Genomic DNA, 23,499 nt, shown 5'->3' on the forward strand with positions numbered 1-23,499 from the left:
CGTTTGACGACGACGCTGATGTCGGCGCCGGTGCCGGAAAGGCGTTAGAGCGACGCCGGCACGGCGTTGCTGTTCAGCGGCCAGCCTATGACGGTCTTGGGCCGCGGCGCAGCGTAGGTCCGGACTTTCGAGGTGGACAGGCCCATCCGGACCAGGGACTCGGCGATGGTCACCGCGGACGCCACGCCGTCCACCACGGGGACGCCGGCCCGCTGCCGGATCTGCTCGTCCAGGCCCGCCATGCCTCCGCAGCCAAGCACAATGACCTCGGCCTTGTCCTGGCTGACGGCCTGCAGGGCCTGGTTGATGATGGCTTCCACGGCACGCTCCGGTTCCTCCTCGAGTTCAAGGACGGCCATGCCGCTGGCCCGGACCGAGGCACAGCGGGCGTCCAGACCCGCAAGCTTGAGCCTGTCTTCGATCAGCGGGACGGTCCGGTCGAGGGTGGTGACCACGGAGTATTTGTGGCCGAGGAACATGGCGGTGCTGGCCGCGGCCTCGGTCATGTCCACTACGGGAACGTCAAGCAGTTCCTGCAGTCCCTCCCGACCGTGCTCGCCGTAGCCGGCCTGAACGACGGCGTCGAAGGGCTCGGCGTAGGAGGTCACGGCGTCCATCACGGCGATGGCCGCCAGGTAGCTTTCGAAGTTGCCTTCGCAGGAATCGGCACCGAACCGGGGCGTGATGCCCACGATTTCCGTTCCCGGCGCCGCGATGCTGCGGGCTTGGGCGGCTATGGAGTCCGTCATGGACGTGGTGGTGTTGACGTTGGCGACGAGTATGCGCATTGAGGTGTCCTTAGTGGGTGCTGGCGATGGCGATGGTCTCGCCGTCGCGGTCTTCCAGCCGCTGGGTGCGGTCTGCGATGAAGAAATACACCACCGCTGCGATGCCTGCTGCGAAGAACCAGGCAAAGGGTGCTGCGGATGCCAGGGTGGGGACGAACGCGATCAGCAGTGCCACAGCGGCGGCGGGGACCATGGCGGTGATCGCCTTGGGGTTGACGCCGTTTTTGTAGTAGTAGGCTCCGGCCGGGGAGGCGGTGTAGAGCTGGGGGACGTTGACCTTGCCGCGGCGGATGAGCCAGTAGTCGGCCATGACGACGCCGAACAGGGGGCCGAGCAGGGCGCCGAGGCCGCCGAGGAAGTACACGATGACCAGCGGGTTGTTGTAGAGGTTCCAGGGCAGGATGACCAGGCCGATGATGCCGCTGACCCACGCGGCCTTGCGGAAGTTCAGGTGCTTGGGGAACAAGTTGGTCAGGGCGTAGACGGGAGCCACGAAGTTGGCCATGAGGTTCACGGCGATGGTCAGGATCAGCAGCGCAAGGCAGGCCAGCACCAGGAACAGGGTGTTGGGGATCGTCTGGACAATGTCCGAGGGGCTTTGGATGATGGTGCCGTTGATTTTGAATTGCCCGCCGGCCATGACGACGACGATGGCGCCGAAGACCAGCATGTTGATGGGGATGCCCCAGAAGTTGCCCCGGACCACGGCCTTCTTCGAGACGGCGGAGCGGGTGAAGTCACAGAAGTTCAGGACGAAGGTGCCGTAGATGGAGACCCACAGTGCACCGCCGGCGAAGATGGTGAGCCACATTTGGGGCCCCTCCAGCGCGTTGTCCGAGGACCATGCGATGGCGCCGCCGGCCTCGATGAAGATCCAGATGGCGATGGCCGCCATGGTTACCAGGATGACGGGTCCGGCGAATGCTTCATACTTGCGGATCATTTCCATGCCGAAGCTGACGATGACCAGTTGGACAACCCAGAGGATGATGAAGGCGATCCAGCCCAGCGTGGACAGCCCCAGGGTGGAGTCTTTGTCCATTGCAGCGAGGGCAGGGAACATTGCCACGAGCATGACACGGAAGACCACGGAGGCGAGGTAGGTCTGGATGCCGAACCAGGCCACGGCGACGGCGCCGCGGAGGAGGCTGGCGATCTGGGCGCCCCTGATTCCGAAGCTGATTCGGCTCATGACCGGGAACGGAACGCCCGTCTTTACCCCCATGAAACCGGAGAGGTTGAGGAGGCCGAACAGCAACGCCGCCCCGATGCCGAGTGCAAGAAGGATCTGCCATCCACCCAGGCCCAGGGCGAACAGCCCGATGGCGAAGGCATAGTTGCCCAGGCTGTGCACGTCGTTGGCCCAGAGGGTGAAGATGCTGTAGCCGGACCAGCTGCGGCCGGCCCGCTTGGTGGGGGCAAGATCTACGTTGTAAAGGGTGGGGCTGATGCTCTGGCCTGATGCTGCGCTGGCTGATTCGCACAGTGCTTCAACGCCCACGGAGGGATGGGTGGAAGCAACTGACGGCGCTGTCAGGTCCGGAGCCGCGTCAACGCCGACCGGTGGAGGGGTCTGCATGGGGCTCTCCAGTTCTGGGAGTGGTTCGCGGGTGGTGAGCCGGGGACCGGTACTGTTATTCCACATCGCGAAAACAAGATATTGAATAGTGAAATAAGAGTATGACCCCCATCACCCCGGGTCAAGGGTGTGCCGCCGGTCCCCTCGGTCACAATCCGTTCGCAGAGGCAGCAAGGCGAGGTCGGCCCCCTGCAGCGCCTGCCCATGTTGACCGCACCACTCGCGTCTCGCTAATCTCATATTGCAAGAATGTTTTCTCACAATACGAAAACATGAGCCATTCGACGATGAAATGAGGCTCCCGTGGCTGCAGGAGAAGATACCTCCCATATCCTCAGCGGGTTGACTAACCAGCTGCCTGATCGTGATCCGGAAGAGACTGCCGAGTGGGTTGAGTCCCTGGATTCGTTGATCAGGGAACAGGGCACCGAGCGTGCCCAATACATCATGCGGAGCCTGCTGCAGCGTGCGGGTGCGCAGAGTGTCGGGGTGCCGATGGTGACCACTACCGATTACGTGAACACGATCCCGGTGGACCAGGAAGCGGAGTTCCCGGGCAATGAGGAGTACGAGCGCCGGTACCGGGCGTACATGCGGTGGAACGCCGCGGTGATGGTGCACCGGGCGCAGCGGGCCAACATCGGGGTCGGCGGGCACATTTCCACTTACGCCGGCGCGGCGACGCTGTACGAGGTGGGTTTCAACCACTTCTTCCGCGGCAAGGACCATCCCGGCGGCGGGGACCAGGTGTTTTTCCAGGGCCACGCGTCCCCGGGCATGTACGCCAGGGCGTTCATGGAAGGCCGCCTGTCCGAGGAGGACCTGGACGGGTTCCGGCAGGAAAAGTCCCGCCAGGGCCATGCCCTCTCCTCCTACCCGCACCCACGGTTGATGCCGGAGTTCTGGGAATTCCCCACGGTCTCGATGGGTATCGGGCCGATGAACGCGATCTACCAGGCCCAGTCCAACCGGTACCTGCACAACCGGGGCCTGAAAGACACCTCGGACCAGCAGGTCTGGGCGTTTTTGGGTGACGGGGAAATGGACGAGCCCGAGTCCCGCGGCCTGCTCCAGCTCGCCGCGAACGAGAACCTGGACAACCTGAACTTCGTGATCAACTGCAACCTCCAGCGCCTGGACGGGCCGGTGCGCGGCAACGGCAAGATCATGCAGGAACTCGAAGCGTTCTTCCGCGGCGCGGGCTGGAACGTGATCAAGGTCGTCTGGGGCCGGGAATGGGACGAACTGCTCTCCCGCGACGCCGACGGCCCGCTGGTGAAGATCATGAACGAAACCCCCGACGGGGACTACCAGACCTACAAGGCCGAATCCGGCGGGTTCGTCCGCGAACACTTCTTCGGCAAGGACCCGGCCACCAAGGACCTGGTCGCTGACCTGACCGATGACCAGATCTGGAACCTCAAACGCGGCGGCCACGACTACCGCAAGGTCTACGCCGCGTACAAGGCAGCCACCGAATTCAAGGGCAAACCCACCGTCATCCTCGCCAAAACCGTCAAGGGCTACGGACTCGGACCCCACTTCGAAGGCCGCAACGCCACCCACCAGATGAAAAAACTCACCCTGGATGACCTGAAGGAATTCAGGGACTACCTTCGAATTCCGATTTCCGATGCCCGCCTGGAGGAGGATCCCTACAGCCCGCCGTATTTCCATCCCGGCCATGACGCCCCGGAGATTGTTTATCTCCACGAGCGGCGCAGGGCACTCGGGGGCGCCGTCCCCGAACGCCGGCCGAACCACCAGGCCGTTGAGCTGCCTGAGTCCAAGACTTTTGACGTTGCCAAGCGGGGCTCCGGCAAGCAGCAGGCTGCCACCACCATGGCCTTCGTCCGCCTGCTCAAGGACCTGATGCGGGATAAGAACTTCGGCAAGCACATCGCTCCGATCATCCCGGACGAGGCGCGCACGTTCGGCATGGACGCGTTCTTCCCGACGGCGAAGATCTACAACCCGGGCGGGCAGAACTACCTGTCCGTGGACCGGGACCTGGTCCTGGCCTACAAGGAATCCGCCCAGGGCCAACTGATCCACCCCGGGATCAACGAAGCCGGCGCCGTGGCAGCGTTCACCGCCGCCGGAACCGCGTACGCCACCCACGGCGTGCCCCTGGTCCCGGTCTACGTGTTCTACTCCATGTTCGGCTTCCAGCGCACCGGCGACGCCTTCTGGGCAGCCGCGGACCAAATGACCCGCGGCTTCATCATCGGCGCCACCGCAGGCCGGACCACCCTCACCGGCGAAGGCCTCCAGCACGCCGACGGCCACTCCCCCCTGCTGGCCTCCACCAACCCCGCCGTGGTCACCTACGACCCCGCCTACGGCTACGAAATGGGCCACATCATCCGCGACGGCCTGGAACGGATGTACGGACCGGACTCCACCGACCGGAACCTGATGTACTACCTCACCGTGTACAACGAACCGATCACCCAGCCCGCCGAACCCGAAGAACTGGACACCGAAGGCGTCATCAAGGGCATCTACCTGCTCGCCCCCGCCAAAATCGACGGCCCCCGCACCCAGATCCTGGCCTCCGGCGTCTCCGTCCCCTGGGCCCTCGAAGCCCAGCGGATCCTCGCCGAAGACTGGTCCGTCTCCGCCGACGTCTGGTCCGTCACCTCCTGGAACGAACTCCGACGCGACGGCCTCGCCGCCGAAGAAGAAGCCTTCCTCAACCCCGGCGAACCCACACGCGTACCCTTCGTCACCCAACAACTCGAAGGCGCCACCGGCCCCGTCGTCGCCGTGTCCGACTACATGAAAGCCGTCCCCGACCAAATCCGCCAATTCGTCCCCAACGAATTCGCCACCCTCGGCGCCGACGGCTTCGGCTTCTCCGACACCCGCGCCGCAGCCCGCCGCTACTTCAAAAACGACACCCACTCCATCGTGGTGAAGGCGTTGCAGATGCTGGCGGCGAGGGGTGAAGTCAAGGAGGGCACGGCGTCGTACGCGATGGACCGCTACAAGCTCCTGGACGTCAGCGCCGGGACCACCGGCGGTGCAGGCGGCGAAGCCTGACGCCAGCCGAAAAACCGGCAGCCGGGTCGGTTTCCGGGGGGAGACCGACCCGGCTGCCCTTTTCATCATCTAGGGTGCAGCTATGGGCGATATTGGTGCGGAAAGCACAGGTGACCGCCGGGCTACGGGCGTCGTCCTGGCAGCCGGGGCCGGTACCCGCCTGGGCTTGGGCCCCAAGGCATTGCTGCCGTACCGTGGGCGGCCGCTGGTGGAAGTCATCGCAGGAAACCTGCTCGACGGCGGCTGCCGCGAGGTGGTGGTGGTGCTGGGGGCCGGGGCACCGGAGGTTGCGGCCGCCGCCGAACTGGACCGGTACCGGATTGCCGTCAACCCCGACTGGCGTACGGGGATGGGCAGTTCATTCCTGCTCGCTGACCAGACGGCGGACCCGGTCGACCATCTGCTGATCGCGCTCGTGGACCAGCCCGGGGTAACCCGGGCAACCGTGGGACGCCTGCTCGCCTTCCACAAGTCCGGCCGGATCACCGCCGCCGCCTACCGCCGTCGGGAAGCCTCCGACGGCGGGCAGCCGTCTGGGCCTAAGGCCGGGCAGCAGCACAGGTTGCTGCGCGGCCATCCGCTGCTCATTGACGCTTCCCTCCGCGAAGCAGTGAGCGCCACCGTAACCGGCGACGCCGGGGCGCGCGGCTTCCTGCAGGCCCACCCGGATCTGGTGGACGAGGTGGATTGCAGCGACCAGTCCACTGGTGAGGACATCGACACACGGGACCAGTTACGGCTTCTCGGCTGGCAGACTGCGGAATAAAGGCATGGATGCGCACGGCAGGTGAGGCCAATGCTCAGGCGCGCCTATGCAGGAACCCTTCCAGGCTGTCCTCGCACAGTGACAGGCCGCCCACGACGAAATCTGCATGACCAAAAGGAGCGCCGAGGGGTGCTAAGTACGGCTGCTTCGCCTTTGATTTCGGCTCAGGTTTTTGTTCGAGCCCTAAGTGCTGGGGCCAGTGTGGTGGTTCCCAGTCCTGGTGTTCGCTTTTGTAGCGTCGTCCGGATGGGGATATCCAGCCCGGTGGCTCGTTCTTGGTTGCCTCCGTGGGTTTCCAGGTGCTGGTGTGCTTGAGCCGGTGGTGCTTCGGGCAGGGCTGTCCCAGGTTGCTGATCCCGGTACTCCCGCCCTGATGCCAGGCCAGGAGGTGATCCGCTTCGTTATCCAACGAGTGGTTGCTGCAACCCGGGAACGAGCACTTCCCATCCCGCAGGCGCAGCCAGTTCCGCATCGGTTTGGTCAATCTGTAACTGGTGCGGCCGATTTCCAGTGGAGCCCCGTCCCTCGGATCTACGAGGACCCGGTAGAACGAGCCGGCGCCGTTGGCGACGAGGTCCCTGGCCATCGACGGCGGGATCGGGCCGTACCCGTCGAGCATCGCCAGTTCGTCCGTTAGGCCCATCAGGGACAACGCCGGTACGGTGACCAGCACCTGGGCCCGGATCGACAACGACGGGCCGGCAGCCGTTTCAGCGAGGACGCCGGCACGGCTGGCGAGAAGCGCTTCGGCGAAATTGTCGGCCCTGAGCTGGGTAAGGGTGCGTTCCTCGTCGGGTCCCTGCATTGCCCTGGAAAGCTCGGTAAGCCGGTACCAACCGCCCAGTGCCTGGTCCGCGGGCAAGTAAGCGGACAGCCAGGCCATGCCGTCCTGATCCGGCCGGTATTCGACCCGCCGGTAGGCCACACCTTTGGCGTGGCGTTTCTCGATGCTTTTGGGATGGTGGCGTTCGCGCCAGGTCCGGGCCTTGGCCCGGAACCGGTAGGCTGGCATCTCCCCGATCCCGGCCGCTGCAGCCGGCCTGGGCACGTCCGGGTCCAGGAAATGGGCTTCCAGCGCTGCGGCGCCGACGGGGTCAAGGGTGGCAGTCTCGTCAACCATCACTTTGGCGTGCTGCCAGGAAATTGTTCCGTTGCGCAGGGCCGCCACTGTCCGGGGCAGGGACGTGGTCAGGGCGTGCGACTGGGCAAGAAGGGCGCCCGCGGCACGGTCACTCAGGGCGAGAAGGCTACCAATTTCGGCGGCGATAGCCATTTCCTGCGCCTGAACGGGTGCGTCCGGAGGAGCTGCTGCCCGTGCGGTGTCCGCGTACGTCCCCGCGGCGTTGGCCACCAGCCCCGAAACCATTGCTTGGACCCCTGCGGCTCCGGCAAGGATCTCCAGGCAGCCATCAGCCAGCCCTGCTAACGGATCAGCATCCGAAAATGGCTCGGAACCACACCCGGCGGCCTCGGCATTGAGCACGGCAAGAGCGGCAATGATGTCCTCAAACGCCTTCGTCACCGCCCCTTTCCCCATAAACCCATCATCGCAAGGGGGTCTGACAATGCCGCGCAGAGATCACAAAAGATCCCCATGGAGGGCTTGAGGGTTGTTCGGCCAACGTTGCTTCCGACCCCAAGCGGCTGATTCCTCGAACCAGCCGAGCGCGGCCACAGTCTCAATGTCGGCTGCCGAACGCACTTCGATCTGGTGTGTGTACTTGTCGTGACGAAATCGGATAACGCCACGGAGGAACGAAGCCTGGTGCTCATCCCACATGTCCATTGTCAGAAGCGCTTTGGTCTTCGTGACCGGGGTGAGCCACACGAACTTCCGGGCCGCACCGTAACTCACCTGCGTTCTCGATAACTCTTCGACGATGTCGTCACCCAGTCCGAGCACCCGAGCGGAAAGAGCATCATAAATCTCTTTGAGTGCGCCGGGAAAAAGCTGTTGTGCATCCACAATCACCATGGTGGCCTACCTGCGTGCAGGCCGCAGTGTTCGCTGCGTTTGCAGACGGCCGCCACCATCCTTCAAGCCTGCATTCCAGCCTCAAGGAGCTGCTCCAGACCCCGTTTGAAGCCGACCCGTCCGCCATGGGACGGATGCCTCACCTTGGGCACATCGAGTCCGCTCCGCTGCACGCTGAGGTGCGCCACGTTACCCACGGCCACCACCGTCTGAACGGCAAAGATCTCCACCAGCGCCTGCCAAAAAGGTGTTCCGAGGGCAGCTTCCGCCCGCGTTGGAGTCCGATTGGACAGGGGCTGTCCCGGAAGATGCGGATGCCACGGGAAGGCGCTCCACAGCAGGGGAAGGAATTCTAGCTCGGCCAGCACCTGCCACATCACCGTAGCGGTCGGTTCGGCGGCAACCCCCGCAGCGTCCGGCGGCAGAGCGTAGCCCTTCCCCGTCCCGAACAGCCCGAAGCCGTTGGCCGGCCCCTCGAACATCCCACGGTTGGTGAACGGAACCCCGGTGATACGCATGCCCCTGAAACCAGGGGCCTCCCCCACCAGCAGCACTTTCGGCGCGCGGTCCAGCATCTCCGTCAGGTAGATCCGCAGGTTTTCCCTGCGCTGGATATTTGCCGGGACACCATGGGCGAAGAAGTTGGTGCAGGCAGGGCCCGTTTCCACCGCCGCGAGCTTGTCAATGAAGGCATCTATGCCGGAAGCCGGGCGCATGCCGTAGTCCTGGAGCCCTGAACGTTGAAGTCCTGCAGAACCTTCCCTACCAGCGGGGGTGGATGGCTTCGCGGAAGTAGTGGTCGTAGATCCAGCGCACGCCGGCGCCGAATTCTTCGCTGACGGCAACGGAAGCCGCGGCAGCGTTCGCCGTCGCCTGTTCCACGTTGCGCGCGCCGGGGATTACCGTGGTGACGCCGTCCTGCGCCGCAATCCAGGCGATTGCTGCCTGGGCGGTGGTGGCACCCGACGGAACGAGCTGTTCGAACTCCTTCACGGCCTTCAGCCCCAGCTCATAGTCCACGCCCGAGAACGTCTCGCCGACGTCGAAAGAATCGCCGTTGCGGTTGTAGTTCCGGTGGTCGTTCTCCGCGAAGGTGGTTTCCTTGGAGTACTTGCCGGAGAGCAGTCCGGAAGCGAGCGGCACGCGGGCGATGATCCCCACGTTTGCCGCCTTGGCTGCGGGAAGGACCTCGTCGAGCGGCTTGAGCCGGAAGGCGTTCAGGATGATCTGGACGGAGGCGGTTCCTTCATGGCGGATCGCTTCGAGGGCTTCGTCGGTGCGCTCCACGCTGACGCCGTAGTTGCGGATAGCCCCTTCGGCCACCAGCGTGTCCAGGGCGTCGTAAACCTCGGCGTTGCTGTACACCGGGGTGGGCGGGCAGTGCAGCTGGACCAGGTCCAGGGTGTCAGTGCCCAGGTTCTTCCGTGAACGGTCCACCCACTGGCGGAAGTTGGCCAGCGTGTAGTTTTCCGGCAGCTGGTCCATCCGGCGGCCCATCTTGGTGGCCACGGTAATGTCCAACCCGGGGTTGTCCGCCAGGAACTTCCCGATGGCCTGCTCGCTCTTGCCATCCCCGTAGACGTCAGCAGTATCGAAAAGGGTGACGCCCGCCTCCACCGAGGCTGCCAGGATGGCCTGGGCCTGCGCCGGGTCAACGTTGCCCCAGTCGGCGCCGAGCTGCCACGTGCCCAGTCCCACGGTGGAGACTTTACGTCCGGTCTTGCCTAAAATCCGCTGTTCCATCCTCCGACTATAGGGTGTGCCCTTACCGCGGCCGGAATTTTACGGTCCCGCCGGCCGCGGAACATGGGGCGCACCTCAGCCGGCGGCGCGCTCCAGCTCGGGCACCAGCCCTGCCTCCTTCAGCCCCAGATAGATTTTGTCCCGGGCAATAGGCAGTGCTGCAAAGCGCACCCCGGTGGCATTCCGGATGGCATTCGCCAGGGCCGGAGCCACCGGGTTGAAGGGGCTTTCGCTCATGGACTTGGCACCCAGTGGACCCATCTCGTCGTTGGTGTCCGCGAAGTACACCTCACTGCGCGGGACGTCCGCAAAGGTGGGGATGTGGTACTGCCGGAGGATGTCCGTGGTGACCTTTCCTGCATCGTTCACCACCACCTCCTCATACAGTGCGGCGCCGATGGCCTGGGCAATGCCCCCTTCAATCTGGCCCCGGCACTGGCGCGGGTTCACCACCACTCCGGCGTCGGCTGCCTGCACGCTCTGCAGGATTTTCAGCTCTCCCGTGCCGCGGTTCACTGCCACCCGGAAACCATGGACATTGAACGCGACCGAGCGTGGAGTGCCGCCCCAGCGGCCCTCTGCGGCAAGTTCGACGCCGGCATCCGCGGCAGCCTGCGCCAGTTCCGCGAGCGGCACGGACGCTCCGTCGATAACGATGGCATCGCCGTCAAGGACGCACGCTGCGGCCTGTGTCTGATGGATACCGGCCGCGAAGGCGCGGAGGCGGACGGCCAGCTCCTCCGCCGCTGCCAGTGTGGCCTTTCCGGCCACCACAGTGCCTGCCGAGCCGAACGCACCGGTATCGTGCTCAATCAGGTCCGTGTCCGACTGCCGCACCACCACCCGCGGGGCGTCCGTGGACAGGGCCGTGGCTGCGAGCTGGGCATGGACCGTGGTGGTGCCGTTCCCGAACTCGGCGGTGCCGACGTCGGCCTGGTACGTTCCGTCCCGCAGGAGCCGGAGCTTCGAATGGGCAAAGTGGCCGCGCGGCGGCACAGTGTCGATCATGGACAACGCCACACCTTCGCCGGTCATCCAGTCCGGACCCAGCTCGTCCAGGCCGGCAGCCCGGTAGCGTTCCCGCCCCCGGTCCAGCGCATCCCGGACCAGGTCCAGGCACTGGTCCAGCCCGTAGCTGCCGTAGTGGACGTCCTCCTCCGGCTCCGGCTGCGTGGACAGCATCCGGTCCCCTTCGCGGACCATGTTCCGGCGGCGGAACTCGAGCGGGTCCATGCCGATTCCCACCGCGAGTTCATCCATGGCGGACTCGATGGCGAAAATCATCTGGCTCAGCCCGTAGCCGCGGAAAGCCCCCGCCGGCACCGTATTGGTGTACATCGCGTGCGCGTCCACCTTCTTGTTGGCGCAGTTGTAGACGCTCAGCGATTCACCGCAGCCGTGGAACATCACGCCCGGGCCATGGTTGCCGTAGGCGCCGGTATTGGTGAGGACATCCAGCTCCAGCGCTGTCAGCCGGCCATCAGAGGTGGCCCCGGCCTTGAGCTTGATAGTGAAGGGATGGCGGGTGGTAGTGGCGATGAACTGCTCGGTCCGGGTGAGCTCCAGCTGGACCGGCCGCTTCAGCTTCAGGGCGGCGAGCGCCACCAGATCCTCCGTGAGGACCTCCTGCTTGCCGCCGAATCCCCCGCCCACGCGGCCGGCCACCACGTGTACCTGGTCCTCCTCAAGCCCGAAGACCCGGCACAGTGTGCGGCGCACCAGGAACGGGACCTGGCTGGAGGTGCGGACCTGGAGGCGGCCCTCGCCGTCCACGGAGGCGATGGCAGCGTGGGTTTCCAAGGCGACGTGCTGGACCCGCTGCGTGCGGTACGTCTGCTCGTGGATGAAGTCGGCCGCAGCGAATCCTTCTGCCACGCTTCCCAGTTCCGAGTGGAGCTCGGCCACCACGTTGCGGTCCGGCCGGGCGATCCGGGAGGCCGTGCCGTCCTTGTCGCCGTGAACCAGTGCCGCGCCCGGAAACAGCGCGTCCTGCGGCGTGAAAACCGCGGGTAGCTCCTGGTACTCCACTTCCAGGGCACGGACACCGGCTTCGGCGGCGCCCACAGATTCGGCGACGACGGCGGCAACGCGCTGCCCGATGAACCGCACCACGTCATCCAGTACACGGGTGTCGTCCGGATCGTCCGTGAAGAGCTCGTGCTGGGCTGTGGAAAACAGCTGGGCCGGAGCGTCCTCATGGGTGAAGACAGCAACCACTCCGGGCACTTTCAGCGCCGCCGCCGTGTTGATGGAGGCAACGCGGGCCGAGGCGTGCGGCGAGCGCAGGATCTTCATGTGCAGCAGGCCCGGTTGCTGTTCCCGCGGAATGTCGAGGGTGTAGCGGGCGGTGCCGGTGACCACTGCCCTGCTGGCCGGGGCAGGGACGTCGTCGCCCAGCTGCCCCGGTTCAGGGTCCGGCTGCCCTTCCCCTGCGATCCCCGAGCCCTGTCCCTGGGGATCCGGGTGGCCGGCCTGCCCGCAGACTGCATCAGCGATGGCACGGTATCCCGTGCACCGGCAGAGATTCCCCTTGAGGTTCCGGGGCAGGTTCTCCTTCTGCTCATCATCAAACGTCGCGGCCGTCATCAGTATGCCCGCTGTGCAGAAGCCGCACTGGAAGCCCTGCCGCTCCATAAACTGCTGCTGGACCGGGTGAAGCTCATCCCCGCCGGAAGTGCCCGCCAGGCCCTCGATGGTGGTGACCGCATGCCCCTCGGCCCGCACCGCCGGGTAAATGCAGCTGTGCACCGGCGTTCCGTCCACGTGCACCGTGCAGGCGCCGCAGTCACCGCCGTCGCAGCCCTTCTTAACCCCGAGGTTGCCCTGCTCCCGCAGGAAGGTGCGCAGGCATTGCCCCGGGCGGGGAGCGGCGTCCGCCAACACCCCATTAATCCGTATGGTCCCGTCCACGTGGACAGCACCGTTGCTGTCCACGGCTCCGTTGGTCTCGCCGGCCATGTTCAGGCCCCTTTCGAAAGTGCGTTGTGCCTGGCCTGCGGCGGCCAGAAGTCTCCGGATACGGTCAGCCCGGGCGCCCCTTGCGGAGCCGCGAGTTCCGAGCGGATCTCCTCCGCGAGCCGGAAGGTCATGTCCCGGCGCCAGGCCGGCAGCCCGTGGATATCGTCGTGGTACAGGTCGCCGGGGATGCTCTCGTCCAGCGACGCTGCCAGTTCATCAGCGTCCGGGATCCCGTCGAAGCGCAGCTGCACCGGCCGCTTGGTGGCTGCGGTGACGGTCAGGACCAGGGATGTTCCGCCGTCGAGCCTTCCAATCAGCAGCACCCCGGACCTGCCCAGGTTGCTCAGCGAGAGGCGACGGAAGGCCGCCCGGGAGGCGAGGGCCGACGCCGGGAGGTAGACACTGCGCAGCAGCTCACCGGGTGCCAGGCAGTTTGTTGCATCCCCCGTGACGAAGTCGGCCACCGGAACGGTCCGGCTGGTGCCGCCGGGACCCAGGATGGTGGCGACGCCGTCAAGGCCTGCACAGAGCGAAATAACAGGTCCTGCAGGCAATGATGTACAGAGGTTGCCGCCGACCGTGGACATGTTCCACACCTTGAAGGACGCCACGAAGGAATCGCAGCACGGCCGGACCAGGTCCAGTCCCGGCCAGGCCCGGCCTGCCACGTCCGGCGAGCCGGGGAGGCTGTACAGCCCGGCGATGGTGCAGGTGGCAGCAAGTTCGATTCCATCGTCGGTGACGGCGACCGGTTCCCAGCCTGCGGCACCGAGGTCCAGGAGCCGTTTGAGCGGCTGCGGGCCAAAGGCGTAGCTGCCGTAGGAGAAGAGGACGGTTCCGCCCGCCAGCCAGGCATCGCCGTCGCGCCATTGTGCGGGGTCGGTGGTGGGGACCACCGCCTCGATGGTGTTCATGTCCATGCGATCTCCTGCGGGGAAACGTTGGTGGGCGCGGGCTGGGTTCCGCGGCGCGTTTGCTGTTGATGGATGGGGCCGGACCAATCGCGGAGCGGCGTGCAGCTGGCCGCACGGTTGCGGGCAGCGATGAGTTCCGCCGTGATGGAGACCGCCACTTCGGCGGGCGTGACGGCGCCCAGGTCCAGGCCGATGGGTGAGTGCAGCTGGGCGATCCGCTCCGGCGCGACGCCCGCGGTCAGGAGGCTGTCCACCCGCTGGAGGTGGCTGCGGCGGGAACCCATCGCGCCGATGTAGGCGAGGTCCAGGGCCAGTGCGGTTTCCAGCAGCGGGAGGTCGAACTTCGGGTCGTGGGTGAGTACGGCGGCCACCGCGCGGCTGTCCAGGCGCCCGGCTGCCGACTCTGCGGCCAAGTAGCGGTGCGGCCAGTCAGTCACCACTTCATCAGCGGCGGCAAAGCGCGGCTGCGACGCGAACGCGGGACGGGCGTCAACCAGGGTCACGTGGTAGCCCAGCAGCTTGGCGGCCGGAATCAGCGCGGCGCCGAAATCGTTGGCGCCGAACACCAGCATCCGCGGCGGGGCGAGCCGGGACTCCACCAGGATGGCTTCCGCGCCCGGGTCCTGGTGCTGGTCCCCGCCGAACCGGCCCGGAGGGCAATGGCCGGGTTCGGCCAGCCGGACAACCCCTGCGCCGCCGCTGCGGACCAGGGCTTCCGCCTGAAGCAGGGACTCCGCACTGAGGGACCCCTTGGAACGCAGCAGCCCTGCCAGTTCCGGGCAGGCAGCCGCCCGGAAGTTCGCCGGGTCGGAAAGTACGACGGCGCCGCCTCCGGAAGTGCCCACGCGGCGTACCAGCGCCACGGGTTGGTCCGGCTCCAGGTCCGCGAGTTGCCGCAGCGAGGTCCGGAGCGGGTGTTGGGCGGTCTCGCCGGGCAGGTCCGCAGGCACCGGTTCAATGTGGATGTCCAGTTCTCCCCCGCAGGTGAGCCCGGCGGCGAAGGCATCGTGGGAACTGAAGCCGAAGGTCTTCCGGCGGGTCCCGCCGTCGTCCATTGCTTCGAGCGCGAGCGCCACCACGGCGCCTTCCACGCAGCCGCCGGAGAGGCTGCCGAGCACGGCACCGGACCCGGTGACGATCATGGACGTGCCCACGGGCCGCGGTACCGAACCGGTGGCCGCCACGATGGTGGCGACTGCGAACTGCCGGCCTGCAAGTGACGGCACCCAGGAGCCGGGCAGGGGAATCAGGTCAAGCATGGCGGCACTCCTTCTTCCGCGCTGCGGTGGTGTCCATATTGTCGTTCCTATCGGGTCGTTCGAAAAGCAGGTGGTGCAAATACAACGTGGTGAAAGCCGCTGCCGGTCCGGACATCCGCTCCAGGGGTCGCGGGTGCGGATGTCCGGACCGGGCGCGCGGCAAGGGGCGTCAGGCCCCGAGCAGGACGTTGATGGGTCCGCGGGCGAAGTACACCAGGAATCCGGCGCTGACCACCCACATCAGCGGATGGATCTTTTTGAACTTCCCGGAAGCAGCCCCGATGATGGCCCAGCTGACGAAGCCAACCCCGATGCCGTTGGCGATCGAGTAGCTCAGCGGCATGGTCACGATGGTGAGGAACGCCGGCAGGGCCACGCTGAACTTGCTGAACTTGATCTCGCGGATCTGTGCCATCATCATGGCGCCCACCACCACCAGTGCGGCGGCAGCGACTTCAAGCGGAACCACGCTGGTGAGCGGGGTGAGGAACATCGAGCCCAGGAACAGCACTCCAGTAACCACCGATGCCAGGCCGGTGCGGGCGCCTTCGCCGATCCCTGCCGCGGAGTCGATGTACACGGTGTTGGAGGAGCCGGAAGTGGCACCGCCGGCGACGGCGCCGATGCCTTCCACGACAAAGGCCGACTTGAGCCGGGGGAACGTGCCGTCCTTGTGGGCCACGCCGGCGCTCTTGGCCAGGCCGGTCATGGTGCCCATGGCGTCGAAGAAGTTGGTGAACACCAGCGTGAAAACCAGCATGGTGGCGGCAAGTCCACCGATCCGGGCGAACGATCCGAAGAGGTCGAACTGCCCCACGAGTGCCAGGTCCGGGGCCGAGACGAGCTGTCCGGAGAGGACCGGAGTGTTCAGGTGCCAGCCGCCGGGGTTGGTGGCGCTGGCAGGGCCGATCTTGAAAATGGCTTCGACGACGGCGGCGAGCACGGTGGTGCCCACGATGCCGATCAGCAGGCCGCCCTGGACCTTGCGTGCCACCAGGATGCCCATGGCCAGGAGTCCGACGACGAACACCAGCGTGGGCACGGAGGTGATGGACCCGCCGTCGCCCAGCTGGACGGGAGGCCCGCCCGCCGTGGGCCGGACGAATCCGGAGTCCACAAAGCCGATGAAGGCGATGAACAGGCCGATGCCCACGGTGATGGCGGCCTTCAGTTCCTTGGGCACGGCCCGGAAGATTGCCGTCCGGGCGCCGGTGACGCCGAACAGCACGATCAGGATGCCGTTGATCACCACCAGGCCCATGGCCTCGGCCCAGGTGACTTCCTGGATCACAGAGACGGCCAGGAAGGAGTTGATGCCGAGCCCGGCTGCCAGGCCGAACGGCAGGTTGGCCACGAGGCCGAACAGGATGGTCATCACGCCGGCAGTCAGGCCGGTGACGGCGCCTACCTGCGCGGCGGACAGCCAGCCCCCGGCGACGTCGGTGGGCGCGTTGTCCGCACTGAACCCGCCAAGGATCAGGGGGTTGAGGATAACGATGTACGCCATGGTGAAGAAGGTGACCAGGCCGCCGCGGAATTCACGGGCCAGCGTGGAGCCGCGTTGGCTGATGTGGAAGAAGCGGTCAAGGATGGCGTTGGACGCCGGCGGCTTGGGGGTGCCTGGTGCCGGCTTGGGGGTGCGGGGTGATGGAGCCGAATGCTCCTCGTGGGACTGGTCCAGGATGGTCATGTCAGCCGCCGGGCCTAGTAGTCGATCCTGGATTCGAGCGCGTTCCAGGTGTTGAACGGCTCCAGCGGGCCCGGCGCCTGGGGATCGCCCAGCGCCAGCTTGGAGACCGGCATCAGGGAGTCCCTGTCCTGGTTTTCGAAGTATTCGTAGAAGACTGCGTCATCGAAGCCGACGGAGGCGGCGTCGTGGCGGTCGGCGGCGTAGACCACCCGCTCGACGCGGGCCCAGAGTGCTGAGGCCAGGCACATGGGGCATGGCTCGCAGCTGGTGTAGAGGACTGCGCCGCTGAGGTCGAAGGTGCCGAGTTCGCGGCAGGCGGTGCGGATGGCGGTGACTTCGGCGTGGGCCGTTGGATCGTTGTCCGCAGTGACGCGGTTGACGCCGTCGAACGTTTTGCCGTCCGCAGTGACGATCATGGCCCCGAAAGGCCCTCCGCTGTTCAGGACGTTGGCCGTTGCCAGCCGGATGGATCTGGCCAGAAAATCCTCGGCCGTGACGGTGGTACTCATGATGCGACTCCCTTTGCTTGGAAGCCGGGTCTCCCGTTGCGGGACCAGTAGAACCAGGTGCGAACGGTTACCAGGCTTCAGCATGTGCTGTGAAGGTTAAGTTGCGCCTGGTAGATAGCTTCCCGGAGTCCGGGCGCCCGCCTTTGGCAAAATCGAGATTAGCACCGGATTGTGGTCCGCGCCATACTTTTCTGGAAACTTAATTTCGCAATGTGAAATCCGCGTTTCGCCTCCTTCACTGCTGCCGGAACCGCCGGTCACATTGCATCACCATTGACGCAGGTCAGGCCCATTCCCTAGTCTGATGCCACCCGCGCTGTCCGCAGCCGCGGCACCTGGATCAGCAGACAGGGCCTCACTGAGCTGGAACCACAACCGCGCTCAGACAAAGGACAGCCATGAACCAGCCCGCCGCTCCTGCCGCCGCCTCCCGCCTCTGGATCAGGAATCCGCAGGCCGCCTTCACCGCCAACCAGCTGGACGCCTCCGGCGGCGTGGTGGTCAGCGGCGGGACCATCGTTGAGGTCCTGGCAGCAGGACAGCAGCCCTCGGCCCCCTGCCGGCAGACGTTCGACGCCGGCAGCCACGTGCTGCTGCCGGGCCTGATCAACACGCACCACCACTTCTACCAAACCCTCACGCGGGCCTGGGGGCCGGTGGCCAATGCGCCGCTGTTCCCCTGGCTGCAGAACCTCTACCCGGTGTGGGCCCGGCTCACGCCGCGGGACCTGGAGCTCGCCGCCACAGCCGCCCTTGCCGAGCTGCTGCTCTCCGGCTGCACCACGGCCGCTGACCATCACTACCTCTTTCCTGCCGGCCTGGAAGATGCCATCGACATCGAAGTGGAAGCCGTGCGGCGGCTGGGAATGCGCGCCACGCTGACCCGGGGTTCCATGACGCTGGGAACGGGCGACGGCGGCCTGCCGCCGCAGTCAACAGTGCAGGCTCCCGAAGTGGTACTGGCAGACAGCGAACGGCTGGTTGGCCGGTACCACGAGCGCGGCGGGGACGCGGTGATCCAGATTGCCCTGGCCCCCTGCTCACCGTTCTCCGTGACAAAGGAAGTCATGGCCGAAAGCGCGGCGCTCGCCGAGCGGCTGGACGTGCGGCTGCACACCCACCTGGCGGAGACCCTGGACGAGGAGGACTTCTGCCGGGAGATGTTCGGGCTGCGGACCGTCGACTACCTGGACAGCGTGGGCTGGCTGACGGACCGCACCTGGTTGGGGCACGGCATCCACTTCAGCGACGCCGAGATTGCCAGGCTGGGAGCCGCGGGCACCGCCGTCGCGCACTGCCCCACTTCAAATATGCGGCTGGCGTCAGGCACCGCGCGGGTCCTGGAAATGGAGGACGCGGGTGTCCCGGTGGGGCTGGGGGTGGACGGCTCGGCGTCGAACGATGCCTCCAACATGATCCTCGAAGCCCGGCAGGCACTGTATTTGCAGAGGCTGCGCTACGGGGCGGATGTTCCGGTGGAGCGGGCCCTTGGCTGGGCCACGAAGGGCTCTGCCGCCGTACTGGGCCGCCCGGGACTGGGCCAGCTGGCACCCGGAATGCAGGCGGACCTGGCACTGTTCCGGCTTGACGACCTGCGTTTCTCCGGCAGCCACGATCCCGTCGCGGCCATGCTGCTGTGCGCCGCGGACCGGGCGGACCGGGTTATGGTCGGCGGGCAGTGGCGGGTGGCGGACGGGCAAATTCCCGGGTTGGACGTGGCCGGGCTCATCGCGGAACACTCGGCCGCGGCACACAGACTCGTGAACGGCTGATACCAGCCACTGTTATGGCTGGTCAGCCGCTGCTAGCGTGGCGGCATGAACCCGTCGAAGACACCGGCTGAGATTCTCGATATCGACGGGGCCGAGGTCCGCATCTCGAGCCCGGACAAGATGGTTTTCCCCGAGCCCGGCCTGACCAAGCTGGACCTGGTGCGGTACTACCTGGCCGTCGCGGAGGGCGCGTTGCGCGGTGCGGGGGGCCGGCCGATGGTGCTCAAACGCTTCCCGAAGGGCATCGACGCGGAGCCGTTCTTCCAGAAGCGCGTGCCCGAAAACCACCCTGACTTTATCGACACCACCACGCTCCGTTATGCGTCGGGGACGTCGGCCGAGGAGGCCGTCATCCGTGATGCGGCAGGCCTGGCCTGGGTTATTAATCTTGGCTGCCTCGACCTCAACCCGCATCCGGTGCGTGCCGAGGACCTCGAGCATCCCGACGAGCTGCGGGTAGACCTCGATCCCATGCCGGGGGTCGACTGGTCACAGATCGTGGACGTCGCCTATGTGGCGCAGGAGGTCCTGGAGGATGTGGGGCTTGTGGGCTGGCCGAAGACGAGCGGATCGCGGGGACTCCACGTTCTGGTGCGCATCGCCCCGGAGTGGTCTTACCGCGACGTGCGGCTTGCTGCCGAAACGCTCGCCCGGGAGGTTGAAAACCGGGCGCCCGGGCTCGCCACGGCTCGATGGTGGAAGGAGGAGCGCGGCGAGAGTGTGTTCGTCGACTTCAACCAGAACGCGAAGGACCGTACTGTGGCGTCCGCTTACTCGGTCCGTTCCCTGCCCGACGCCCGGGTCTCCACGCCGCTCGCCTGGAGTGAGGTCCGCTCCATTCGGCCGGAACAATTCACGGTGCCCACGGTGCTCGAACGTTTTGCAGACGTGGGTGATCCCCACGCCGGCATCGACGCTGCGGTGGGCTCGCTCGAAGGCCTCCTGGCCCTGGCTACCGAGCTCGGGCCGGCCGAGAAGGCGCCGCGCGCGGGTGATGGCGCGGGCCGCCGGCAGTCAATGATGCCGCTCATCGAGGTTGCGCGCACCAAGACCAAGCCGGAAGCCCTCGCGGCACTCGACGAGTGGAAGGCCCGGCATGCAGATGTGGTCCCGGCCCTGCACCCCGCCGATGTGCTCATGGATGGGATGCGCGGATCGAGTTCGCTCTGGTACCGGGTGCGGGTAAACCTGCAGCACGTTCCCGAAGCCGGGCGTCCGCCCCAGGAGGAGCTCATCGCCGACTATGACCCCTGGGCCGGCAAGGAATGGCCGGGGCGCCAGGGATCCTGAGGCGGTTACCTGTTTACCGGCGGCCGAAACCCGGGAGGGCATGGATCCAGCGCGAGAAGCGGTTGGCCGCGTGGACCCGGTCCTCCGGGACGTAGAAATCGGGGTCGATTCCGCCACCGCGCGGGAGGTAGAACTCCTGGGCTGAAGGTACGGTGGCCGGCTTGGGCGCCGGCGTCGTCTTGTCCTGCTGGTACATGCTGTCCTCCTCGAGGCTGGTTATTTGTTTTACTTATTTCATATAACGGAAAACAAATTCTGCTTTGTGAAACCTTACCGTCGTCGCCGATGAAGCGTCAATGATCCCTGGAGGCTGGGAACATGCGCGCGCAGTCACAAACTGATTTTTGATCTTGTGATGTACACCACCGGTTTGCGGGGGTACGCTGTTAGTCAACTCGTGGCGCACGTCACGTAACCTGGGAGCAGCAGGCAGGGTCGTAATGAGCTGGCATCAATGGATGCCGGCTCTTTTTTGTTGGGTCGGCTCCACCGGAAACGCGCTCGAAACGCGCGCTAATTTCAGTGATGGAACCTAGGTTCCACTTGACGGAAGTTGGGAAAAGACCATGAGCAGCAAGATCATCCTCGGCGAAAACCAGTACGGCAAGGCGGAGGTCCGGGTCGTCAAGATCACCCGCGATACAGCCCGGCACGAGATTGAAGACCTGAACGTCACCTCGCAGTTGCGGGGCGACTTCGCCGCGGCCCACCTTGAGGGCGACAACGCCCACGTGGTGGCAACGGACACCCAGAAGAACACCATCTACGCCTTTGCCCGGGACGGCATCGGTTCCCCGGAAGCGTTCCTGCTGCGCCTCGGCGAGCACTTCACGTCCAGCTTCGACTGGGTTACCGGCGGCCGCTGGGAAGCCGAGTCCTACAGCTGGAACCGTATCCAGGCCCACGGCAGCGAACACGACCACTCCTTCGTCCGCAACGGCCAGGAAGTCCGCACCGCCGTCCTGGTCCGCGACGGCGCCACCACCCACCTGATCTCGGGACTCAAGGATCTGACGGTGCTGAAGTCCACCCAGTCCGGCTTCGTCGGCTATCCGCGGGACCGCTACACCACCCTGCCGGAAACCACGGACCGGATCCTCGCCACGGATGTCTCCGCCCGGTGGCGCTTCAAGACCGGAACCGATTTCAGCACCCTTGACTTCAATAAGGGCTACGACGACGTCAAGGCACTCCTGCTCGAAGGGTTCACCGAGAAGTACTCCCATGCACTGCAGCAGACCCTGTTCGACATGGGCACCAAAGTCCTGGAAGCCCACAGCGAGATCGACGAGATCAAGTTCTCAATGCCCAACAAGCACCACTTCCTGGTGGACCTCTCCCCCTTCGGCCTCGACAACCCCAATGAGGTCTTCTTCGCCGCAGACCGTCCCTACGGTTTGATTGAGGCCACCGTCCAGCGGGAAGACGCAGCCGCAGCTCCCGCCGCCTGGTCCGGCATCGCCGGATTCTGCTAAACCACCGCCAACAACGGTTGAGCCTGTCGAAATCTTTGTGTTCCGGCAGGCTCAGCGACCGGTGATTGAGCCTGTCGAAATCAAGCCCCGAGAGTTTTGCCACACCTGTTAGCCAGACAACGTTAGCCAGACGATGACGTCTGCCATGAACCAAGAAAGTCTGCCATGAACACCAAGAAGAAGCTGGCCGCTGCGGCCGCCGGCAAGAAGCACCAGCAGGCCCGCCCGGAGGACGAGCGGTTGTCCGTAGGAAGCAGTTTTGCCTACGGCTTCCAGCACGTGCTGACCATGTACGGCGGCATCGTTGCCGTGCCGCTTATCGTCGGCCAGGCTGCCGGGTTGCCCCCTGCCGACATCGGCGTCCTGATCGCCGCCGCGCTCTTCATGGGCGGGCTTGCCACCATCCTCCAGACCGTGGGCATCCCTTTCTTCGGCTCCCAGTTGCCGCTGGTCCAGGGCGTATCCTTCGCAGGCGTGGCCACGATGGTCGCCATCGTCACCACCGGCGGAGGCATTCAGTCCGTCTTCGGCGCGGTCATCGTTTCGGCCGCCATCGGGTTGTTGATCGCGCCGGTCTTCTCGAAGATCGTGCGGTTCTTCCCACCGGTGGTCACCGGTACTGTCATCACGACCATTGGCCTCACACTGATGCCGGTCGCCGCTAACTGGGCCATGGGAGGGAACAGGAATGCCGAGAACTACGGCAGTATGGAAAACATCGGCCTCGCGGCGATCACACTGGCCCTCGTTCTCCTCCTGAGCAAGCTCGGCAACGCGACCATCTCCCGGCTCTCGATCCTGCTGGCCATGGTCATCGGAACCCTGGTCGCCGTCGCAACCGGGATGGCCAACTTCTCCAAGGTCGGGGATGGCCCGATCGTCGCCTTCCCCGCGCCATTCCACCTCGGCGCCCCCACCTTCGAGATCGCCGCGATCATCTCCATGCTGATCGTCGTCCTGGTCATCCTCACCGAAACCATGGCCGACATCCTGGCCGTCGGGGAAATCATCGGAACCAAGGTCGACTCGAAACGCATCGCCGCCGGCCTCCGTGCAGACATGGGCTCCAGCCTCATCGCCCCGGTCTTCGGCTCCTTCACGCAAAGCGCGTTCGCCCAGAACGTCGGCCTGGTGGCAGTCACCAGGATCAAGAGCCGATACGTCGTAGCAGCCGGCGGCGTCATCCTGGTTATCCTCGGGCTTCTGCCGGTCCTGGGCCGTGTTGTGGCAGCCGTACCCACCGCAGTCCTGGGCGGGGCAGGCATTGTCCTGTTCGGCACCGTAGCTGCCAGTGGCATTCGCACCCTCGCCAAAGTCGAGTACAAAAACAACATGAACCTGATCATCGTGGCGACCTCCATCGGCTTCGGCATGATCCCCATCGCCGCCCCGGCCTTCTACGACAAGTTCCCCGACTGGTTCGCGACCATCTTCCACTCCGGCATCAGCTCAGCCGCCGTCATGGCCATCCTGCTGAACCTGCTCTTCAACCACCTCAAGGCCGGCAACTCGGACAACCAGTCCGTGTTCGTGGCCGGCACAGGACGGGTCATCAAGGAAGAAGACCTTGCATGCCTCGAGCACGGCGACCGCTACGAAAACGGGAAACTCATCGACTGCAACGGCAATGAAGTCCGGGTCGAGTCCGCCGATAAGGCCTCAGAACACTAAGGCCACACAGAAATGGCGGTTCGCAGCAATCTTCATGGATTGTTGCGAACCGCCATCCCGCGGCT

General features: G+C 65.6%; 18 protein-coding genes. 6 read left to right on the forward strand and 12 right to left on the reverse strand.

Annotated features, from left to right (window positions below):
- Positions 1-44: 44 nt before the first annotated feature.
- Complete coding sequence (locus NXY83_RS16970) at positions 45-788, reverse strand: aspartate/glutamate racemase family protein (protein WP_258803374.1); 744 nt, start codon at positions 786-788, stop codon at positions 45-47.
- A 10-nt stretch (positions 789-798) separates the two neighbouring features.
- The gene (locus tag NXY83_RS16975) at positions 799-2,367 is read right to left on the reverse strand and encodes an NCS1 family nucleobase:cation symporter-1 (RefSeq protein WP_258803375.1); all 1,569 of its coding nucleotides are present in this window, start codon (positions 2,365-2,367) and stop codon (positions 799-801) included.
- 303 nt (positions 2,368-2,670) lie between these two features.
- Here NXY83_RS16975 and aceE point away from each other — a divergent pair, with 303 nt between their 5' ends.
- Positions 2,671-5,412, forward strand: a complete 2,742-nt coding sequence (aceE, locus tag NXY83_RS16980; RefSeq protein WP_258803376.1) for a pyruvate dehydrogenase (acetyl-transferring), homodimeric type — start codon at positions 2,671-2,673, stop codon at positions 5,410-5,412.
- A gap of 82 nt (positions 5,413-5,494) precedes the next feature.
- On the forward strand, positions 5,495-6,178 hold the full coding sequence (gene nboR / locus NXY83_RS16985) for a nicotine blue oxidoreductase (protein ID WP_258803377.1): 684 nt from the start codon (positions 5,495-5,497) through the stop codon (positions 6,176-6,178).
- A 34-nt stretch (positions 6,179-6,212) separates the two neighbouring features.
- On the opposite strand, the gene NXY83_RS16990 is transcribed toward nboR, so the two are convergent.
- The 9 genes from NXY83_RS16990 to NXY83_RS17030 all read right to left on the reverse strand — a co-directional run bounded on the left by NXY83_RS16990 (position 6,213) and on the right by NXY83_RS17030 (position 17,226).
- On the reverse strand, positions 6,213-7,715 hold the full coding sequence (locus tag NXY83_RS16990) for an HNH endonuclease signature motif containing protein (RefSeq protein ID WP_258803378.1): 1,503 nt from the start codon (positions 7,713-7,715) through the stop codon (positions 6,213-6,215).
- Positions 7,716-7,757: 42 nt separating this feature from the next.
- Positions 7,758-8,153: a DUF5655 domain-containing protein gene (locus tag NXY83_RS16995; protein WP_258803379.1), complete on the reverse strand. Its 396-nt coding sequence runs from the start codon at positions 8,151-8,153 to the stop codon at positions 7,758-7,760.
- 62 nt (positions 8,154-8,215) lie between these two features.
- Positions 8,216-8,869: a uracil-DNA glycosylase gene (locus NXY83_RS17000; RefSeq protein ID WP_258803380.1), complete on the reverse strand. Its 654-nt coding sequence runs from the start codon at positions 8,867-8,869 to the stop codon at positions 8,216-8,218.
- A 46-nt stretch (positions 8,870-8,915) separates the two neighbouring features.
- Positions 8,916-9,896 carry an aldo/keto reductase gene (locus NXY83_RS17005; RefSeq protein WP_258803381.1) on the reverse strand — a complete coding sequence of 327 codons (981 nt, stop codon included), beginning with the start codon at positions 9,894-9,896 and terminating at the stop codon, positions 8,916-8,918.
- A gap of 75 nt (positions 9,897-9,971) precedes the next feature.
- Positions 9,972-12,854 (reverse strand): molybdopterin-dependent oxidoreductase, encoded by a 2,883-nt coding sequence (locus NXY83_RS17010; RefSeq protein WP_258803382.1) that lies wholly within the window; start codon positions 12,852-12,854, stop codon positions 9,972-9,974.
- Between the two features lie 2 nt (positions 12,855-12,856).
- A complete protein-coding gene (locus NXY83_RS17015; protein WP_258803383.1) occupies positions 12,857-13,774 on the reverse strand; it encodes an FAD binding domain-containing protein in 918 nt (305 codons plus the stop codon).
- Complete coding sequence (locus NXY83_RS17020) at positions 13,765-15,027, reverse strand: XdhC family protein (protein ID WP_258803384.1); 1,263 nt, start codon at positions 15,025-15,027, stop codon at positions 13,765-13,767. The genes NXY83_RS17015 and NXY83_RS17020 overlap by 10 nt, the downstream gene beginning before the upstream one ends.
- A gap of 169 nt (positions 15,028-15,196) precedes the next feature.
- Positions 15,197-16,717: an NCS2 family permease gene (locus NXY83_RS17025; protein WP_258803385.1), complete on the reverse strand. Its 1,521-nt coding sequence runs from the start codon at positions 16,715-16,717 to the stop codon at positions 15,197-15,199.
- 14 nt (positions 16,718-16,731) lie between these two features.
- Positions 16,732-17,226, reverse strand: coding sequence for a nucleoside deaminase (locus tag NXY83_RS17030; protein ID WP_258803386.1), 495 nt, complete (start codon positions 17,224-17,226; stop codon positions 16,732-16,734).
- A gap of 398 nt (positions 17,227-17,624) precedes the next feature.
- Here NXY83_RS17030 and NXY83_RS17035 point away from each other — a divergent pair, with 398 nt between their 5' ends.
- Both NXY83_RS17035 and ligD read left to right on the forward strand, forming a co-directional pair.
- The gene (locus tag NXY83_RS17035) at positions 17,625-18,998 is read left to right on the forward strand and encodes an 8-oxoguanine deaminase (protein ID WP_258803388.1); all 1,374 of its coding nucleotides are present in this window, start codon (positions 17,625-17,627) and stop codon (positions 18,996-18,998) included.
- 45 nt (positions 18,999-19,043) lie between these two features.
- Positions 19,044-20,288, forward strand: a complete 1,245-nt coding sequence (gene ligD / locus NXY83_RS17040; protein ID WP_258803389.1) for a non-homologous end-joining DNA ligase — start codon at positions 19,044-19,046, stop codon at positions 20,286-20,288.
- A gap of 13 nt (positions 20,289-20,301) precedes the next feature.
- Here ligD and NXY83_RS17045 read toward each other — a convergent pair whose 3' ends face one another.
- Entirely contained in the window at positions 20,302-20,484 is a 183-nt protein-coding gene (locus NXY83_RS17045) for a hypothetical protein (RefSeq protein WP_258803390.1), read from the reverse strand.
- A 370-nt stretch (positions 20,485-20,854) separates the two neighbouring features.
- On the opposite strand from NXY83_RS17045, the gene pucL reads away from it, so the two are divergent.
- Together pucL and NXY83_RS17055 are read left to right on the forward strand one after the other, a co-directional pair.
- On the forward strand, positions 20,855-21,763 hold the full coding sequence (gene pucL, locus NXY83_RS17050; RefSeq protein ID WP_258803392.1) for a factor-independent urate hydroxylase: 909 nt from the start codon (positions 20,855-20,857) through the stop codon (positions 21,761-21,763).
- 165 nt (positions 21,764-21,928) lie between these two features.
- Entirely contained in the window at positions 21,929-23,434 is a 1,506-nt protein-coding gene (locus tag NXY83_RS17055) for a nucleobase:cation symporter-2 family protein (RefSeq protein WP_258803394.1), read from the forward strand.
- Positions 23,435-23,499 lie beyond the last annotated feature (65 nt).

This window comes from Pseudarthrobacter sp. NS4, from assembly GCF_024758005.1.
Lineage (GTDB): Bacteria > Actinomycetota > Actinomycetes > Actinomycetales > Micrococcaceae > Arthrobacter.

Excerpts from the sequence above, each read along its gene's own strand:
- NXY83_RS16970 (WP_258803374.1), bottom strand. The coding sequence starts at position 788 with ATGCGCATACTCGTCGCCAACGTCAACACCACCACGTCCATGACGGAC.
- NXY83_RS16975 (WP_258803375.1), bottom strand. The coding sequence starts at position 2,367 with ATGCAGACCCCTCCACCGGTCGGCGTTGACGCGGCTCCGGACCTGACA.
- nboR (WP_258803377.1), top strand. The coding sequence starts at position 5,495 with ATGGGCGATATTGGTGCGGAAAGCACAGGTGACCGCCGGGCTACGGGC.
- NXY83_RS16990 (WP_258803378.1), bottom strand. The coding sequence starts at position 7,715 with ATGGGGAAAGGGGCGGTGACGAAGGCGTTTGAGGACATCATTGCCGCT.
- NXY83_RS16995 (WP_258803379.1), bottom strand. The coding sequence starts at position 8,153 with ATGGTGATTGTGGATGCACAACAGCTTTTTCCCGGCGCACTCAAAGAG.
- NXY83_RS17000 (WP_258803380.1), bottom strand. The coding sequence starts at position 8,869 with ATGCGCCCGGCTTCCGGCATAGATGCCTTCATTGACAAGCTCGCGGCG.
- NXY83_RS17005 (WP_258803381.1), bottom strand. The coding sequence starts at position 9,896 with ATGGAACAGCGGATTTTAGGCAAGACCGGACGTAAAGTCTCCACCGTG.
- NXY83_RS17010 (WP_258803382.1), bottom strand. The coding sequence starts at position 12,854 with ATGGCCGGCGAGACCAACGGAGCCGTGGACAGCAACGGTGCTGTCCAC.
- NXY83_RS17015 (WP_258803383.1), bottom strand. The coding sequence starts at position 13,774 with ATGGACATGAACACCATCGAGGCGGTGGTCCCCACCACCGACCCCGCA.
- NXY83_RS17020 (WP_258803384.1), bottom strand. The coding sequence starts at position 15,027 with ATGCTTGACCTGATTCCCCTGCCCGGCTCCTGGGTGCCGTCACTTGCA.
- NXY83_RS17025 (WP_258803385.1), bottom strand. The coding sequence starts at position 16,717 with ATGACCATCCTGGACCAGTCCCACGAGGAGCATTCGGCTCCATCACCC.
- NXY83_RS17030 (WP_258803386.1), bottom strand. The coding sequence starts at position 17,226 with ATGAGTACCACCGTCACGGCCGAGGATTTTCTGGCCAGATCCATCCGG.
- NXY83_RS17035 (WP_258803388.1), top strand. The coding sequence starts at position 17,625 with ATGAACCAGCCCGCCGCTCCTGCCGCCGCCTCCCGCCTCTGGATCAGG.
- ligD (WP_258803389.1), top strand. The coding sequence starts at position 19,044 with ATGAACCCGTCGAAGACACCGGCTGAGATTCTCGATATCGACGGGGCC.
- NXY83_RS17045 (WP_258803390.1), bottom strand. The coding sequence starts at position 20,484 with ATGTACCAGCAGGACAAGACGACGCCGGCGCCCAAGCCGGCCACCGTA.
- pucL (WP_258803392.1), top strand. The coding sequence starts at position 20,855 with ATGAGCAGCAAGATCATCCTCGGCGAAAACCAGTACGGCAAGGCGGAG.
- NXY83_RS17055 (WP_258803394.1), top strand. The coding sequence starts at position 21,929 with ATGAACACCAAGAAGAAGCTGGCCGCTGCGGCCGCCGGCAAGAAGCAC.